This window comes from Vibrio tapetis subsp. tapetis (assembly GCF_900233005.1).
In the GTDB taxonomy this organism is placed as follows: domain Bacteria; phylum Pseudomonadota; class Gammaproteobacteria; order Enterobacterales; family Vibrionaceae; genus Vibrio; species Vibrio tapetis.
On record NZ_LT960612.1, the window covers coordinates 908,358 to 925,356 of the forward strand.

General features: G+C 43.2%; 15 protein-coding genes and 1 pseudogene. 9 read left to right on the plus strand and 7 right to left on the minus strand.

Annotation, left to right across the window (positions count from 1 at the left end):
* Positions 1-15: 15 nt before the first annotated feature.
* A complete protein-coding gene (locus VTAP4600_RS21145; protein WP_102524735.1) occupies positions 16-912 on the minus strand; it encodes a DMT family transporter in 897 nt (298 codons plus the stop codon).
* Positions 913-1,253: 341 nt separating this feature from the next.
* Here VTAP4600_RS21145 and yfcC point away from each other — a divergent pair, with 341 nt between their 5' ends.
* From yfcC to cspE, 3 genes and pseudogenes are all read left to right on the plus strand, one after another.
* Positions 1,254-2,729 carry a putative basic amino acid antiporter YfcC gene (gene yfcC / locus VTAP4600_RS21150; RefSeq protein ID WP_231897999.1) on the plus strand — a complete coding sequence of 492 codons (1,476 nt, stop codon included), beginning with the start codon at positions 1,254-1,256 and terminating at the stop codon, positions 2,727-2,729.
* 163 nt (positions 2,730-2,892) lie between these two features.
* Positions 2,893-3,901: pseudogene (locus tag VTAP4600_RS21155) on the plus strand (succinylglutamate desuccinylase/aspartoacylase family protein).
* Between the two features lie 370 nt (positions 3,902-4,271).
* Positions 4,272-4,481 carry a transcription antiterminator/RNA stability regulator CspE gene (cspE, locus tag VTAP4600_RS21160; RefSeq protein ID WP_102524737.1) on the plus strand — a complete coding sequence of 70 codons (210 nt, stop codon included), beginning with the start codon at positions 4,272-4,274 and terminating at the stop codon, positions 4,479-4,481.
* A 154-nt stretch (positions 4,482-4,635) separates the two neighbouring features.
* Here cspE and VTAP4600_RS21165 read toward each other — a convergent pair whose 3' ends face one another.
* Together VTAP4600_RS21165 and VTAP4600_RS21170 are read right to left on the minus strand one after the other, a co-directional pair.
* Entirely contained in the window at positions 4,636-5,379 is a 744-nt protein-coding gene (locus VTAP4600_RS21165; protein WP_102524738.1) for a flagellar brake protein, read from the minus strand.
* A gap of 287 nt (positions 5,380-5,666) precedes the next feature.
* Positions 5,667-6,401, minus strand: a complete 735-nt coding sequence (locus VTAP4600_RS21170) for a PilZ domain-containing protein (protein ID WP_102524739.1) — start codon at positions 6,399-6,401, stop codon at positions 5,667-5,669.
* A gap of 189 nt (positions 6,402-6,590) precedes the next feature.
* Between VTAP4600_RS21170 and VTAP4600_RS21175 the strand changes: the two genes are divergently transcribed.
* Positions 6,591-7,550, plus strand: coding sequence for a phosphotransferase (locus tag VTAP4600_RS21175; protein ID WP_102524740.1), 960 nt, complete (start codon positions 6,591-6,593; stop codon positions 7,548-7,550).
* 39 nt (positions 7,551-7,589) lie between these two features.
* On the opposite strand, the gene VTAP4600_RS21180 is transcribed toward VTAP4600_RS21175, so the two are convergent.
* From VTAP4600_RS21180 to VTAP4600_RS21195, 4 genes are all read right to left on the minus strand, one after another.
* A complete protein-coding gene (locus VTAP4600_RS21180; RefSeq protein ID WP_172443197.1) occupies positions 7,590-8,612 on the minus strand; it encodes a methyl-accepting chemotaxis protein in 1,023 nt (340 codons plus the stop codon).
* Positions 8,613-8,635: 23 nt separating this feature from the next.
* A complete protein-coding gene (locus VTAP4600_RS21185) occupies positions 8,636-9,208 on the minus strand; it encodes an MCP four helix bundle domain-containing protein (RefSeq protein WP_172443198.1) in 573 nt (190 codons plus the stop codon).
* A 320-nt stretch (positions 9,209-9,528) separates the two neighbouring features.
* The gene (locus VTAP4600_RS21190; protein ID WP_102524743.1) at positions 9,529-10,506 is read right to left on the minus strand and encodes an endonuclease/exonuclease/phosphatase family protein; all 978 of its coding nucleotides are present in this window, start codon (positions 10,504-10,506) and stop codon (positions 9,529-9,531) included.
* Positions 10,507-10,649: 143 nt separating this feature from the next.
* Positions 10,650-11,549 (minus strand): ROK family protein, encoded by a 900-nt coding sequence (locus VTAP4600_RS21195; RefSeq protein ID WP_102524744.1) that lies wholly within the window; start codon positions 11,547-11,549, stop codon positions 10,650-10,652.
* 179 nt (positions 11,550-11,728) lie between these two features.
* On the opposite strand from VTAP4600_RS21195, the gene VTAP4600_RS21200 reads away from it, so the two are divergent.
* From VTAP4600_RS21200 to VTAP4600_RS21220, 5 genes are all read left to right on the plus strand, one after another.
* Complete coding sequence (locus tag VTAP4600_RS21200; protein ID WP_102524745.1) at positions 11,729-12,085, plus strand: YibL family ribosome-associated protein; 357 nt, start codon at positions 11,729-11,731, stop codon at positions 12,083-12,085.
* 232 nt (positions 12,086-12,317) lie between these two features.
* On the plus strand, positions 12,318-13,235 hold the full coding sequence (locus VTAP4600_RS21205) for a cation efflux transmembrane domain-containing protein (RefSeq protein WP_102524746.1): 918 nt from the start codon (positions 12,318-12,320) through the stop codon (positions 13,233-13,235).
* Between the two features lie 365 nt (positions 13,236-13,600).
* On the plus strand, positions 13,601-14,590 hold the full coding sequence (locus VTAP4600_RS21210) for an ABC transporter substrate-binding protein (RefSeq protein WP_102524747.1): 990 nt from the start codon (positions 13,601-13,603) through the stop codon (positions 14,588-14,590).
* Between the two features lie 113 nt (positions 14,591-14,703).
* Positions 14,704-15,603 (plus strand): ABC transporter permease, encoded by a 900-nt coding sequence (locus tag VTAP4600_RS21215; protein ID WP_102524748.1) that lies wholly within the window; start codon positions 14,704-14,706, stop codon positions 15,601-15,603.
* Positions 15,596-16,834 carry a quaternary amine ABC transporter ATP-binding protein gene (locus VTAP4600_RS21220; RefSeq protein ID WP_102524749.1) on the plus strand — a complete coding sequence of 413 codons (1,239 nt, stop codon included), beginning with the start codon at positions 15,596-15,598 and terminating at the stop codon, positions 16,832-16,834. Before VTAP4600_RS21215 ends, VTAP4600_RS21220 begins: the two co-directional genes overlap by 8 nt.
* Positions 16,835-16,999 lie beyond the last annotated feature (165 nt).

Genomic DNA, 16,999 nt, shown 5'->3' on the forward strand with positions numbered 1-16,999 from the left:
CTTAATAGAGCGGTGTTAGGCTGATTTACTTTCACTATAGTTAACTTTTTTTCGTTCCCATTGTGTGATGAAGGCAACGGAAAGAATAATAATCGTGGCACCTACCCATAATCGTCCTGGCGGAACCCAACCAAAAATCAGCCAACCCGCAGCCACATTGAACGGCAATTTTGCATGATCAAAGGGTTGAACAAATGACGCATCGGCTGCAGCATAGGCTTTTACTATTGCCCATTGAGCTACAGCTGTCAGTACTCCGGCCGCAATTAGAATCATCCAAGATGTTGTACCTGAAGGCGTTTCCCAGTTAGGAAGTGCTAACAATAAATTGAACGGTGTAATGAATAATAGAAGATAGACAACCATTGTCGTTGGTGAGTCTTTAGCTGAGAGTTTTTTAACCATGAGAGAGTAACAGGCCCAAAAGAAAGCGGCGCCTACGGGTAAAAGTGTTGCCCAAGTAAAGGTATCTGACCATGGTTCTAAAATGATCATTGCTCCGATAAAACCGGCCAACGTCGCGCCCCAGCGCGCGGCACCTACTTTTTCTTTTAAGAATATTCCAGATCCTAGGGTTGCAAACAAAGGAGAGGTCATTAATAGCGCGATGCCTTGCCATATCGGTACGGGATAAGCCAATGCCCATAGCCAAAGTTGTATGCCAATCACAGACAAAAACACTCTGAGTAAGTGCCAGCCAATTTGATGCGTGGTCAGGGCGCTTCTAAAGCCCAAAGTTTGCAAGTAAGGTAAAATCGCAACTAAAGCAATACCGTATTGTATGAGTGCGACCGTAGTTGAATTAACCCCAAAATTGATGCTGATATATTGAGCCAGGCTATTGACGACGGCAAAGGCTAGCCCTGCACAAAGCATCCAACTTGCGCCTTGAAGTGGTGAATGGTTAGACATGGTTTATTTATATTCCGTTATGAGTATAAAACTCTTTATTGAGACAAACTTTGCAAGGATATGAAGAGGATAGTCTCACAGGATCTGATTGCTGTTAATACGAAATATGATTTAAAGACCAATTGAAGCAAATCTGTATGCAAATATGTAAAATAGAATGAATATAAATAATGGTTATAGGTTTATTTATTGGTGTTTGGTGCTATTAATTTGGTTTGAATTGACTTTTTATGCTGATTGAGTGATATTTCGTGCACTTTTAAACTACGTAGTATTTAGTTATGAGCCAAGCTGTTCCCCAGTCTCACACTACGCCAGGTGTGTCGAATAAAACCTGGCAGATGCCAGATACGTTAATTCTCATTTTCATTGTTGGTATCCTTGCCGCCGCGATTACCTATATTGTTCCTGCCGGCCATTTCGATAGCCAGCAAGTGACGTATGTCGTCGATGGTGCAGAAAAAACCAGAACGGTTATCGATCCAGCCTCTTTTCAATATGCGACAGATACAAGCGGCGAGCTGATATATAAAACGGTTGGCTTATTTGCCAGTGGCGGTGACATTGGCCTAATGAACTTAACCTTTGAAGGCCTAACTTCGGGTTCTAAGTGGGGCAGCGCGATTGGCGTAATCATGTTTATGCTAGTGATTGGCGGCGCATTCGGTGTCGTGATGAGAACTGGCACGATTGATAACGGCATACTGCGTTTGATCGACAAAACGAAAGGCAGCGAAGCACTCTTCATTCCCGTTTTATTCTTGTTATTTTCTCTGGGTGGCGCTGTTTTTGGTATGGGTGAAGAAGCGATTGCTTTTGCTATCATCATTGCCCCATTAATGGTTCGGTTGGGCTATGACGGCATCACGACTGCTATGGTCACGTATGGCGCAACTCAAATTGGGTTTGCAACCTCGTGGATGAACCCATTTTCGGTTGCTATCGCTCAAGGCATTTCCGGTATTCCGGTTTTGTCGGGTATGTATGTTCGAATGGGATTGTGGGTAGTCTATACCGCGATCGGTATTGCTTTTGTTATGTATTATGCAAAGGGAATAAAAGCCGACCCTAGCCGTTCGTATAGTTTTGAATCTGACGAACACTTTCGCGGTCAGGCTGTATCGGAGCAAGAGTCTCGTTGGACGCTTGGTGACACATTAGTGATCTTAACGGTTATTGCCTCTACCGTTTGGGTTGTCTGGGGCGTTGTTGTTCATGCTTGGTATATCCCTGAAATTGCGTCGCAATTTTTTACCATGGGTATTACTGCTGGGTTAATAGCGGTTGTCTTTAAACTCAATAACATGACACTCAATGACATTGCTGCTTCGTTTAAAGAGGGCGCTTCCTTGATGCTTGCCCCTGCTTTGCTGGTGGGTTGCGCACAAGGGGTCTTGTTAATTCTGGGTGGTGGCACAACAGACGAACCGAGTGTGCTTAACTCGATTTTAAATAGCGCAGGCAACGTGATTAGCGGGCTACCAGGTGTACTGGCGGCGTGGCTAATGTATGCGTTTCAGTCAATATTTAACTTCTTCGTGACTTCCGGCTCTGGTCAAGCGGCCTTAACCATGCCGTTGCTCGCTCCACTGGCAGATATCGCGGGCGTTACTCGTCAAGTGGCCGTATTAGCGTTCCAATTAGGTGATGGCTTTACGAACTTGATTGTTCCCACGTCTGCGGCATTGATGGCTACCTTAGGAGTCTGCCGTATCGAGTGGGGTGACTGGGCTCGCTTTATTTGGCGGTTTGTGCTGTTCCTTTTTGTACTCTCTAGCGGTGTTGTCATGGGCTCCCATGTGTTAGGTTTTGCTTAACACTGGAACGAAGCTAAAAAACACCAATAGTAATCGAATCAAAAGGCGAGCATATCTCGCCTTTTTTATATATGTAATATCGTTAATGTAAAGGGGCGAAGCGTTAAGGCTACGACAGTACTGCATCTTATGCTTCTCTTACCCGAAAACCTGAGATCCCAATATGAAAACAGTCAAAACCCAAGATACATTGCAAGGCCGCAGTGTGATTAGCCGACTTTTTGTCGATGACTTACCTATCGGCGAGCATCAATTTTGGTTTCAAGTCGCCACCTCGGCGCTTGCGCAGTCGCAACTTATTCCAGTAACCGTGTATAAAGCGACGCAAGATGGCCCTAAAGCGATGGTGACGGCTGGAGTGCATGGCGATGAACTCAATGGGATTCTGACCGCACAGCAAGTCTCTCGTGATTTAGCTGGGAAGATCACTTCAGGTAGCCTGATTGTGATCCCAACAATCAATCTATCGGGCATCAATGCTGGCACTCGAGATTTTGTGAGCGCCGATCCTGACGCGTCACCGTGCAACTTAAATCGTTTTTTTCCAGGTAAAGAGGATGGTGATGCGGCCAATCGTTATTTGCACTGTCTATGGCATCACTTACTCAAAGATAACGCTGACTTTACTGTTGATTTGCATACGCAAACTCGTGGCGCAACTTACCCTTTGTATGTATTTTCAGATTTTAGATTACAACCGACGTTAGATATGGCTCGTATGATGGACCCTGATTGCATTCTCAATGATCCTGGTGATGAGGGTGTTTTAGAGACGGTATGGAATCAGCACGGTGTGCCGTGTATTACCGTTGAGGTAGGGACAGGCAAAGTAACTGAGAAAAATTACATCGAAAGGGCGGTGCGAGGCATTAAGAACATCCTTACGTTCAACAAGATGCTAGACGACTCAATAACAGCACCTAAATATGAAAGAACAGTGCATTGAAGGGCAAAGTGTGACTTCGATTCGCGCGACAAAAGGCGGCTTCTGCATTGCACTCGTTCAATTACTTCAAAAGGTTGAGCAAGGTGAGGTCGTGGCGATCCAATATGATTCTTTTGGCGATGAGATAGAACGATACTATGCTCCGCAGTCGGGCACCGTGCTCAGCCATAATTCTGAATCGCTACGCGAAGCAGGGGCTCTGCTGGTTAGGTTGATCCACCGATAAATTTTGTCACTATCATGTATTAAAGTGGCGCTGTTTTTGCTTGTTCTTGTAGCACGTCACTTAATCCGTAATTGATAGAAAAATAATTGATGCATTGAAACCGTGCACACATCATAAAAGCACCCATTTATTGCATTTTTGAGGCAAAAAGATATATACAACAAAGTCAATTTAGCGTAACTTAACTCTCGGCCTAAACAGAGACTGACTTGTTTGAGACCTGCCTCATGAAATCTTCAAACCTGCTATTGCAGTATGTTTCGAAGCGCATTATTTCAGTGGTTAAGCTCATTCTGAGTAACTTTGTGATTATGGCTAAAACCAAATGCGCATTTTGCGCTTGAATAAAGATTTAATTTAGGAAATACCCATGTCTAAGACAACTGGCACAGTTAAGTGGTTTAACGAAGAAAAAGGCTTTGGCTTTATCACTCAAGAAAATGGCGGCGCTGACGTATTCGTTCACTTCCGTGCAATCACAGGTGAAGGCTTCAAAACTCTTGCTGAAGGCCAAAAAGTTGCGTTTGAAGTAGAGCAAGGCCAAAAAGGCCCTCAAGCTGCAAACGTAGAAGTACTATAATTTTATAGTTACTTAGATAATTTATCGCCCTGCATACTGTAAAGTGTGCGGGGCGATCGTCGTTTAGGGCCTAAGAAAATGAGGTAATGGAAGGGCGAAACTCAACAACTAGAGTTTACCCTGTTTGTCTACATCAGTTTGTTTACATTCATCGTTATGCTTTTAATGCTAACTTAGAGCCATCAAATTTTAAGCACGCTAGCAGCTTTTTAACGCCTTCCTTTCCTGGATCATCAAATACCAATCCATACTTGGCGTTGTGTTTCGAACGCTGTAAGTTACAAATCTTCCCTGTGAGCACTGGAAGAGATACATTGGTTTTAGTACGGACGACCAGTTCAACTCTAATGGTGTCATTTACCTGAAATGTCCGGACTAACGGGCTTGTTTCTACCCGGCATCCGCCTTTAGATAAATCTCTGACCTCTGCTTCAACTTTATGCTCATTACAGTATATGACCGCAGATAAGGCCACGTCGTAACGAGGCTCTTTTCGAAGTTGTAGTACTTTTATTGTACTTGGGATAGAGATCAGCATCATTTGAACCGGTGTTTCAATGATGTGGAGAATTTGACTACGGAAATACAATAAAGCACCTTCACCTCTAGGTGAAATGGCGCGAATATTCATCCAAAAGCCTTCTTGAAGAAAGTACTCGTGGTCTTCGTCTGACATCTCTGGCATCTCTAATAAGATATAGTCGCTGCCATGTGTCCCGATGAAAGATGTGGTGCCTTGGTATTTGATACCGACAGGCGTAGTGATGTTAATGGTTAAATCACTGCTGTGAGAAACCATGGCTAATGCTTCACTGCTCTTCATGATAGTTTCAGTGCCTTTTAGGTCACTGTTATCAATTTTGTCTTTTAATGCGTCCGCTGCACTACTTTTAGCCATTTTTACCTCAGAATCATCATTCGTAACATACTGTCAAAGCGGTTCACCTGTTCAAGCTTTTGTTTAGTGTCGCTTTTATATCAGAGCTTTTTACATATAAATGTATTGTTTAGAGGTGCACTCGTGTTACGTTATTTTATAGTTATTTTATAGTTATTTTATAGTTATTTTATAGTTATTTTATTTATCTCTACCGTCGCTCTATATGGAGAGCGATTCATATAAGTGTAATATGGTTGAGATAAATTATAGTATAGATATGAATTATACTAATAAAAGGTGCGCTGTCATTGAGTGATAGTGAGTTTGTTACCATCGAATGTTAACAATGAGAGAATGATCTTCGCATTCTCTTGGCTTTGAGTATCAAACTCAACACCATACCGAATTCCAGAGAAGCCGCGTTCTGCACTTCTTATTGTGCAGTATAGATCATCCATTCCACAGAATTGGCTGGATAACCGCGGGAAGGAAATATGAAACTTATTTCCAACGGGTTGCATCTTGGAAAGCAAGGATGTTTCAATTAAACAGCCGTGCTTAGATATGTCTCTCAACTTTGCTTCTATGTTCAACTCATCACGTTGTACGGTGCAAGGAAGGTCAACCTCGAACCGTGGTGCGCGTCGGATTTGTTGCTGTTGCATTGAAGTGGGAACGGACAACGCTATCAAAGGTAATGGAGAGGTGATCACGTGTGAAATCTGACAGCGAAAACTGAGTACAGAACCATTCCCTCTGCCTGTAAACACTTTCATTTTTGCCCAAAAACCTTCACGCATGAATTCGTGCATTTCCCTTTTCTTTAGCTCTGGCACTTCAACAAGTAATAAGCGACCCGAGTGAAAACCAATGGTTTTGCATTTCGTGGAAAGCTGGCCGCCAACAGGAAGTGTGATCGAAATACTGGCAGAGCACGTACTCGACATCAAATTTATGGCATCGCTTGTCTTTATTTCATGCGCAGCAGAAGGCGATACTTTTGTGATGGAGCGTTGTGGTGGGGTAACGATGTCGTTCATACTTGTGCCTTAATATGCGGTTCGCCGTCGTTTCGGAAATCACGCTATCTTGATAAAATAAACAACGTTGCTTTGGCAAGTGGTTGTAACTACATTTTATGTCAAATGTGATGTTCTAAATTAGTCACAGCTTAGGTTGACTAAAATTACAAGCTAACTGAAAAAAGAGAAAAGGTACTTGGGTGGCGAATGGACAATTATGACCTCAAAGAGCTAAAGGGTAAAGTGGTAAAAGAGGAAATCATTCAACGTGTTTGGGGTAACTATGGCACAGTGGTTAGGCAATGGTTAGATAACGGAACTCACTCAAGCGTCATCAATAAGCGCATTCGTTTACCTGAAAAAAAGCAGCACCCAAGAGGGTGGAATACCTCGGTGTCGGAGCAAAGAAAATTGGCATCTTTTGGTGTGGAAGTTAATTGGTACCGAGATTTTTCTGCTGAGTTTGATCCTCGTTGTTTGTCGCCAATAGGCTTAGCGGCCGAACACACAGAGGGACAAATTGATTTAGTGATGACCGATCTTAGATCCATAGGCTTGACGGAAGTGATTACCAAGGCGTCTCCTGGTCACTGGAAGTTGGTTCTGACATGGCTAGCTAATTTTCATGCGAAGCACTTAAACGCGCCAGCACACGGTCTTTGGCCCATAGGTTCTTATTGGCATTTGGCAACAAGGCAAGAAGAGTATCAGGTGATGGTTCAGAGTGACTTGAAGCTTAATGCAGAGGCCATCGATCAAGTCCTTAATCAAACAAACTATCAAACCATCATTCACGGCGATGCCAAACTCGCGAATTTTTGTTTTTCGGCTGAGGGCGATCGAGTCGGTGCTGTCGATTTCCAATATGTGGGTAAGGGCTGTGGTATCAAGGATGTGATGTTATTCATCAGTAGTTGTGTGCCACTGGATCAGGCCACAACGAACGAAGATAAGCTACTGTCGTGGTATTTTGATGCGCTGAAGTCTGCGCTGAAAGATTACCAACCAACGTTGGATACACACGGAATAGAAGAGGAATGGCGTGCGCTATACAGCGTGGCATGGGCCGATTTTGTTCGGTTTCTTAAAGGCTGGGCTCCGGAACATTGGAAGATATGCGACTATTCAGAAGCCTTGACGGCCAAAGCATTAAACGATTTATCATAGAGTGGGCGCATTGATAACGTCCACTCTATGATGAGGGGGTTAATGGGTGAAGAAAGTGAGCGTCGATTTTTGATCGTTAGACAATTTGGCTAGCGACTCCGATACGTTGGCACTGGTTTCAATACCAATCACATTTTGAGCAACAAGATCCGATGTTGCCACGATGTTTTCTGCTATTTCTGTGGTTACGCAAGATTGTTGCTCGGATGCACTGGCGACCATGGTATTCATATCCGAAATTTTGCTGACTGAATGAGAGATAGCAGCAAAAGAGTCGGCAACTTGTTGAGTGGTTGTTTGACCTTCTTTAATCATGTTGGCATTCGTACGCATGTGTTCATCGGCTTTTTCTGATTGCGTCTGTAGTTTGGAAATGACGCTTTGAATTTCTACGGTGGATTTTTGTGTGGTCGCCGCTAGAGAACGTACTTCGTCTGCAACCACCGCAAACCCTCTTCCTTGCTCGCCAGCGCGCGCAGCTTCAATCGCGGCGTTGAGGGCCAATAAGTTCGTTTGCTCGGAAACGCTGTTAATCACTTCAATAACTTGACCAATTTCTAACGAGAATTCACGCAGTTGTTCAACAATTTCTACAGTAACATCGGTAGAAGTAATGATTTGCTGTGATATATCGTTGGCTTTGACTAAAGCAAGGTTACCTACCTCAACTTGATGAATGGCAGTATTGGCTTCTTTTTCCGCAGAGGCGGCGTTAATGCTGACTTCTGCCGCCGTGCTTGAAAGCTGGCTTACGGCGGCAGATATTTGCTCCATCTGGGTCATTTCTTGACGAGCATTGGCGTCTGATTGTGTAATGACGCTAGATAATTCTAATGATGTGGATGACACATTCTCAGCAATGCCATTAAGTTGTACTGAAGTCACTTTCAATTGGTCTACGGTTTGGTTTACGTCCTGAGCAAGTAACGATAGCTCACTCTTACCTTTTACTTTAGCTCGAACCGCTAAGTTACCTCTGGCGACATTGTGCATGACATATTTTAGGTTCAATACGGGTAAAGTGATGGCTCTTGTGATGAAATAACCAAGGATCACTGACATTAAGACAGCGAGAGTCATCAGGGCTAATGATACGCGGTTAGTATGATTGAAGGCTTCATTGCCTTGTAGTGATGCTTTTTTTGCTTCGTAGGTATAAAAGTATTGAGGTTGGCCAAGGATTGTGACATCGCTTGATAATAAGTGAGAGAGTCGGTTGCGAACAGCTCTCGAGCGGATTCCGTTTGAAACGCAGTCGACAGTTCGAGCACTTTATGTTGAGTCATCAAATACTGACCAAAGGCCGCTTCAAATTTGTCACATAGCAGCAGTTCTTCTGATTGGTCTGTCACTTTTTCAAATGCATACAGTATGGCCTGTATTTCTTCAAGTATGCCTGTGAGCTTTGCGGTTACTCGCTCTTGTTCATCTATATCATCGGTTAGGATGTGTTGAGCTTCGTATATCCGTACATCAGCAATCATCGTGTTGACGGAATCTACCGCATGAATGGTCGGTAGCCAGGTATCATTTATTTCCGTCGTTCGGCTATTAATATCAGCTGAGGCAAAAAAATTATAAATACCGAGCATAAGAATGAGCATCGTCGTAGAGCCAAAGCCAATAATTAACTGTGTGCGAATTTTAAAAGCATCCATGTCGTATTCCATCCTAGTATTTCATTAATAGTCGACTAAATTCGATCAAATGTTAACGTAATGTATACTATGGATTCAAATGGAATAATGGTTAAATGATGAAACTGTTATCAGCCTCAACATTAACGAATGCATGCAGTAGAATGGCTTATATAAATATCGCTATAGGATTTTGTTGTTTATAAAACTATCAGCGAATAGGGTTCTTGAAGGATTTAGAAAGCATTTGTTATTGTAATGTTACAATTTCTTGCGGGCAGGTCTAATGACGACCTCTACCCAGAGGTCACCGCTTCCCTACTCAGTGTGACGATTGTCGATCAAATGCTGATCACGACAATGCCATGATCTGTCGCGTATCTGTCTCTTGAAAAGATGGGCTCAACTAGATGTTTATCAATAGTTTGGTGTTGGCTGACATGATCAAATTCCTGAGACATCAGAATATAGTCCAGTACCGACCCGGTTTCTCCCCAATAATGGCTAGCCGGGCGTATTGGTGTTGATTTTAAGTCTTGTGCATTGGCCTCGCCCTCGCCCGTGAAGGCATGGAAACTGCGGATGTAGATATCCCAGCTATCTGACAGGAATAGGTCAGTTTTTTGTTTGAGTCGCATTGCATCTGTAGGCATTGGATCAACTAAATCATGTAATGAGTCACTCGTTAATCTTTGATTAAAATCACCAAGAACAATAGCGGGTCTGGCGTTCATTCTTTTATTGGCTCTCATGATTTGCTTTAAGGCGTCGGCTTCTTCATGACGTTGGAAACTAGACAGCCATTGCCCGTATACATGCCTATTCTGTTGGCTATATTGCTCATCATCTTGAGTGTCGGTTGAACGTTGAGATTTTAAATGTACGACATAGAAATCAGTTAAACCAAACTGTGGCATTTGTACTTGAGCATGTAATGGTCGGCGCGAAAACTGAAAGCTCTTTGGCATTTTAGTAGCGTGTTTACTGCTGACTGATTTTGCGTTGGATATAGGCCATTTAGAAGCCAATGCAACGACGGGTTTTGAGTAGACGTAATCGCTTTCTTGTTGGGGGAGGTCACAAACGCTGAAAAAACGGTAGCCAGCGCGCGCGCACAACGCTTGTAATTCTTTAGGGCTGAATACTTCCTGAAAGGCAATAACATCGGCGTTGGCTTCCGTTAATGCGCCTAGCATCCACTGCTCTTTTCCTTGCCACTCTTGCTCGCTGTAAATATTGATGAAGTCGTAATAGGCGTCGGGTGGGGCGATGTAATTAAGTAAGTTAAATGTAGCGATACGAATTGAAGGAGTGGCCAAAGTCGTTTCCAAGCAAGAATGTTTATTGCTTAAGCATAACGCAATTTATACCTAAGGACTGCCAAACTCTACGCTTGGACCAAAATAGGCAGAGACAGGGAAACTGTCTCTGTCATTTGATTTTCATTTCAAAGGCATCAGATTTACTGAGTTTTACCGAGCCACGCAGCGCCACGAATGCCACTGCTATCACCGTACTTGGCTTTTTTGAAGTTTAGGGTTGGGGTTGGAGAAAAAACATAGGGTGCGGTTGCTGCAGGCAAATCTAAGTAAAGAGAGTCAACATTGGATAGCCCGCCACCAAGAACAATGACATCTGGATCTAAGATATTGATGATGGCCGCAAAGCTACGCCCCATTTGATCCAGAAGTTGCTGGTATAACAACGTGGCATCGGCATCACCAGCTTGGTAGCGCTCGATGATTGTTGCTGGTGGCACTTCTGTGTCAAACAATCGTTGATGACTCAACGCAAACCCGCTGCCTGAAATGAAGCGTTCAATGCAGTTTTTACGCCCACAATAACAATCTCTATCTTCGCCATCTTTCGCGACATCATGGCTTGGTAATGGGTTGTGACCCCATTCACCGGCTAATGCGTTCGGTCCACCAATAATCTGTTGATTGACAACAATACCACCGCCACAACCAGTACCAAGGATAGCGCCAAATACAACAGGGGCTCCTGCTCCTGCACCATCAACTGCCTCAGAAAGCGCAAAGCAGTTTGCATCGTTAGCGATAGACACAGGTTGACCGAGTTGACTAGCAAGATCAGCCAGAAGATCTTTACCATTTAAAAAGGTGCAATTGGCATTTTTCATTAGCCCCGTTTGAGGACAAATGGCACCGGGTAGACCAATACCAACCTGACAAGGTACGCCTGCTTCATCGGTTGCTAATTGAACCAGATCAGCGACAGTCGTTAATAGTTTTGGGTAGTTATCTGGTGTAGCGACACGGTGTTTGAATACTTCATTGCCTTGTTCATCTAATAGGCACACTTCAATTTTTGTACCACCGATATCAAATCCGATTAACATGCTTGTAGACCTCGTAGTTGGTTAATCTATTATCTTAGCGTGGTTGCTCACAGGAAACTCATCTGTTGCTTGCAAAATTGTCATTAAAAATGGAAGTTTTTTAACCGTTGTAAGGTGTATAGGCTTGTCTAGGCTCGGATTACTGATATACTCGCCGCCCAACAGATAAAGGTGTCACTATGAGCGTAAAACAAGAACTGCAGCAACTTAACAATCGTCTAGACAAATGTCGTTATAAATTGGCTTCTGCTAAGTCCCGTGGTGATTCTGCTTTAGTGTCTAAATTTACTGATGAAATTGAAGCATTAGGTAAGAAAATCGCACACTTCAAACACCGCCAAGGTAATGAAGTGAACGATCAACGTAAGTCAATCCAAGGACTTGCTTTTAACCGTGCTTTAACGAAGCAAGAACAAGCCGATCAAGGTGCGCTGAAAAAATCGGTACGCGGACTTGTTATCGTTCACCCAATTACAAAACTGGGTAAGCAGCTTGGCATTAAAGAAATGACAGGTTACGCTCCAAAAAAATTCTAAACCTATCCCTTAGGTTTTGACTGCGAAGTTCACGGCACTTATTCCCAAGAACTTCGCACGTTACTCGCTCTCCTCTCAATCTAAGCAACCTCGTTTTATCTCTTTCCGATTATTTTTCCAATCTTTATTGCTCAGTTTATGAATCCTTGCACTGATATAACGATGCTGTCATGCTCGTTTATGATGTAGCTTAACTGTTGCAAGTTATCACTTTAAATTCGGCATGAGATCTATGAAAGAAAAAATCGCATCAATCGAGCGTCAATCTATTTCCGTTGGCATTGTCGCTAACTTCATTATGGCCATTAGTGGCTGGGCAACGTTTTATCTATCGGGCTCTCAAGCATTACTGCTCGACGGCAATATGTCGTTTATTTTGTTTCTCTCATCAATCGTTGCGCTAAAAATATCGACAATAAAAACAATACGGTCAGAGAAATTTCCGTTTGGCCTTTATGTTACTGAAGCTTTGTATTCATTAATGAAGGGGCTACTGCTCCTTGGTGTGATTATTTCAGCGCTTACGTCAAATGGCAGTAAGGTATTTCAATATTTAGAAGGTGAGCAGATTAACCTCATCAAAACGGGGCCTATTGCTTACTATGCTGTGGCTATGGTCGTGATTTGCTTTGGTCTTTCTGCGTTTTATTATTTTCAGAACAAGCGGATTAAAATGGGCAGTTCTATGCTCAAAGTGGATCAAAAAGCCTCACTTATTGATGGTGTCCTGTCGGCATCTACAGGTGCGGTATTGGTTCTGATTGGTTACGTTGAAGCGGGTTCATCGCTTGATTTCTTACTGTATATCGGAGACGCAATATTAGTTTTGATGCTCGCCATTTGTATGATTAGCCAACCTATCGGTATTATTAAAGAGGCATTTGTCGAGCTTGCTGGTGGAAAATTGCAAGATTCAGTGAAGCATAAATCCATTGAAGACAGCGTGAACCAGAAACTAAAACAGCTAGACTTAAGCTCTGAAACGCTCAATATCAGTAAAACTGGTAGCAGTTATTTGGTTATTATTAGCCTATCTTTTGAGAAATTAACGGGTAAAGACAGCGATGCAGTGATGGGGTTAAAGCACGCTTTGATGGCGGAATTAGCGGGTGAATTTACCTTTGTTGACGTCGAGTTAGTACTCGTCTAGTTGATTATTGTTATAGATCAAAACTACAAATAGAGCGTAACAAATGAGAACTTAAATGGCAGGTAATCTGCGGTTTAGGTTCTTTTTTTTGGTTGTTTTTCAGCCATCTTCCGACGTTATTCAAATTAAGTCGAAAAAATGCATAGAGTACTAATCATTTATTAGATAGCGATAAAAGCCATATAACTGATAAAAATAGCACTAATAGCTGCTTTAACGAGCTGTCTGTGGGTTTTTGTCTCGATAACTACCTATTCCGAGATGTTATGGACTGGTGCCAATTCGAATTATTTTGATAAATGATTTGAACATTAACTAATTGTTCGGCTAATCTATAGGGACATTTTGGAGAAAGGAAGCTCAACATGAAATTTAAATTAGGTTCGATCATTTTGTTAATGGCAACCGCCACACAAGCGAATGCAAGTGAATGTGGTGACGTTACTATCGCAGATATGAACTGGAGCTCCGCTAGTCTTATCGCAAATGTCGACCAATTTATTCTGACCCACGGTTATGGATGTGACGCCGAACTGATACCTGGCGATACAATGCCGACCGGTACTTCAATGATTGAAAAAGGCCAACCGGATGTTGCGCCTGAGCTTTGGAGTAACGCTTTGAAAGATGCACTTGATAAAGGTGTGAGTGAAAAACGTCTTCGCTATGCTGGTAAATCACTGGTTGATGGCGGGGAAGAGGGTTTCTGGGTTCCCGGTTACCTAGTAGAGAAATACCCTGAAATCGCAACGATTGAAGGCGTACGTAAACACGCAAAACTATTCAAGCACCCAGAAGATCCTGATACCTCTGCATTCTATAGCTGCCCGGCTGGTTGGAACTGCCAAATCAGTGCCGGTAACCTGTACAAAGCTCTTGAGCTAGAAAGTGCTGGTTTCAGCATTGTTGACCCAGGTTCAAGTGCGGGTCTTTCTGGTTCAATCGCTAAAGCTTATGGTCGTGAGGAAGCATGGTTTGGTTACTACTGGGCTCCTACCGCTGTATTGGGTAAATACAAAATGGTTAAAGTTGATTTTGGTAGTGGTGTAGATACCGAAGAATTCCTTAATTGTACGAGTAAAGAAGATTGTGACTCGCCAAAAGTGACCATGTACCCACCATCACCAGTTCATACTATTACGACTGAGAAATTTGCTGCACGTGCTCCTGAAGCGTACGAGTACTTCACTAAGCGTGGCTTTACTAACGCGAAAATGAACGAATTGCTAGCATGGATGGAAGACAATCAAGCTGATGGTGAAGAAGCGATGCAGTACTTCTTAACTGAATTCCCTGAAATTTGGCACCCTTGGGTTTCAAAAGAAGTGGCGATGAAAGTTGATGCGGCACTTTAGTTGATACCACTTTAAATAGCACAGTCTATTCATAATTGCAGTAACGCCACGGGATGTGGCGTTTAATTTAGGTATCAAGCTTTAAACATAGCTTGCTACAAAGGGATATAAAAATGGCTGACAGTAATTGGTTAACGAGCTTTCCAGAAATGGAGCGCACAGATTTAAGGGCAATAAAAAAAGCGTTAGATGGAGGGTATCGAGAGTTTTCCCGTGAATACGGTGAAATGATCGAGTCTTTCTTTGACCCTCTTCTTTCCTTCCTCGTTTGGTTTGAAAAACTTCTCATCTCTACCCCTTGGTTCATTGTACTTATCATCTGTACGGTGCTTGTGTATTTAGCAAGCCGTTCTTGGAAACTCGCACTGGGTTGTGTCGGTTCACTCTTGATGATCGGTTATTTTGGTATGTGGGAAGATACCATGCGAACCTTGAGCATCATTACTGTGTGTACCATGGTTTCCATTGTGCTCGGTATCCCAATTGGCATCGCGATGGCCCGTTCTAATCGGGTACAGTCCATTGTCACGCCTATGCTTGATATTATGCAAACGATGCCGGCGTTCGTGTACCTTATCCCGGTTGTTATGCTGCTTGGTATTGGTAAAATCCCAGGCTTGATTGCGGTTGTTATTTACGCCATTCCACCTGTTATTCGTTTGACTAACTTAGGCATTCGTTTAGTTGATAAAGAGGTACTCGAAGCGGCCACCGCATTTGGTGCCAATAAAGGTCAACGCTTGTGGGGTGTGCAGCTTCCATTGGCAATGCCAACGATCATGGCTGGTATTAACCAAACGATCATGATGGCGTTATCTATGGTTGTAATAGCGTCGATGATCGGTGTTAAAGGACTGGGTCAGCCAGTACTTAAATCGATTACTAACCAATATTTCACCTTAGGGCTAATGAATGGCTTTGCCATTGTCGCGCTGGCTATTTTGTTCGACAGAGCATCACAAGCTTACGCAAAACGTACTAATGCTCATCTAGGAGATTTCAAACATGACTAAGCCGTTGATTGAAATTAGTGGTCTGTATAAAGTTTTTGGCCGCAAACCTCAAGAAGTGATGAAGCGTGTCAAAGCCGGTGAAACCAAAGATCAAATTCTAGCGGAAACCGATCATACCGTTGGTCTTAAAGACATTAACCTATCGATAGAGAAAGGTGAGATCTTCGTGATCATGGGGCTATCTGGCTCTGGTAAGTCGACTCTTATCCGTCACTTTAACCGTCTGATTGACCCGACAGAGGGGAAAATCATGGTTGAAGGCATTGATGTGATGAGCCTGAATACGAAAGAGCTGGAAGAGTTTAGACGTAACAAAATGTCGATGGTATTCCAGCGCTTTGGCTTGATGCCGCATCGTACCGTTATAGAAAACGTTGCTTACGGCCTTGAAATTAAGGGCATGCCAAAAGACGAAAGACTGGAAAAAGCGAATGAGTGGCTTGAAACCGTAGGCCTCAATGGCTATGGCTCTCAATATCCAGCTCAGCTTTCTGGTGGTCAGCAACAACGCGTAGGGTTAAGCCGTGCATTATGTACGGATGCGGAAATTCTACTGATGGATGAAGCGTTTTCTGCTCTTGATCCACTGATCCGTAGTGAAATGCAAGATCAGCTCATTGAGCTGCAAGAAAAGCTGCACAAGACGATTGTTTTCATTACTCATGATCTCGATGAAGCACTGCGTATTGGCGATCGAATTGCCATTCTAAAAGACGGACTTCTTGTTCAACAAGGTACGCCGCATGAAATTTTGCTCAACCCAGCCGATGATTATGTAGAAGCGTTTGTAAAAGACGTGAACCGAGCTCGAGCACTAACGGTAGAAACGGTGATGAAGCCACCTGCGCTGCGTATTACCGCTGAAACTATCGAAGGTGCACTCGCCGAGATGAAGAAATCAAAGCATGACTACGGCTACCATGTGACTGAAGACGGTTATCAAGGCTTGGTAACGCAAGAGAGCCTACAAGATGCAGTTGAAGATGTAACGGTTCATGATTTCAGTGATGAAATGTATGAAGAAGTCCCTGCAGTCCTACCTGATGCGGTGATTGAAGAAATCATTCCAGAGACGATGTCTTCAGAGTATTCACTTCCTGTTGTCGATGAAGAGGGTAACCTTAAAGGTGAACTTGAACGTAGTGCAGTAGCGGATATCTTTACTGAGGGCAATGAAGCGCCTTCGGAAGAGGAAGAGCCACAGGCAAAGATGGTCGATAAAGCCTCTTAAGCAACGGATACTTGTAACGGCACTTAGACTTTCAAACCTGATTCCGCTGGATTAGGTTTAAGCTCAGTGCCGTTTTTCGTCATATTCCCTCAGCATTTTCTATCGAGTCCTTCAACCATCATTTAGTCCTTAATTGATGACGTTAAGTCCTTTCTGTTTTCCAAT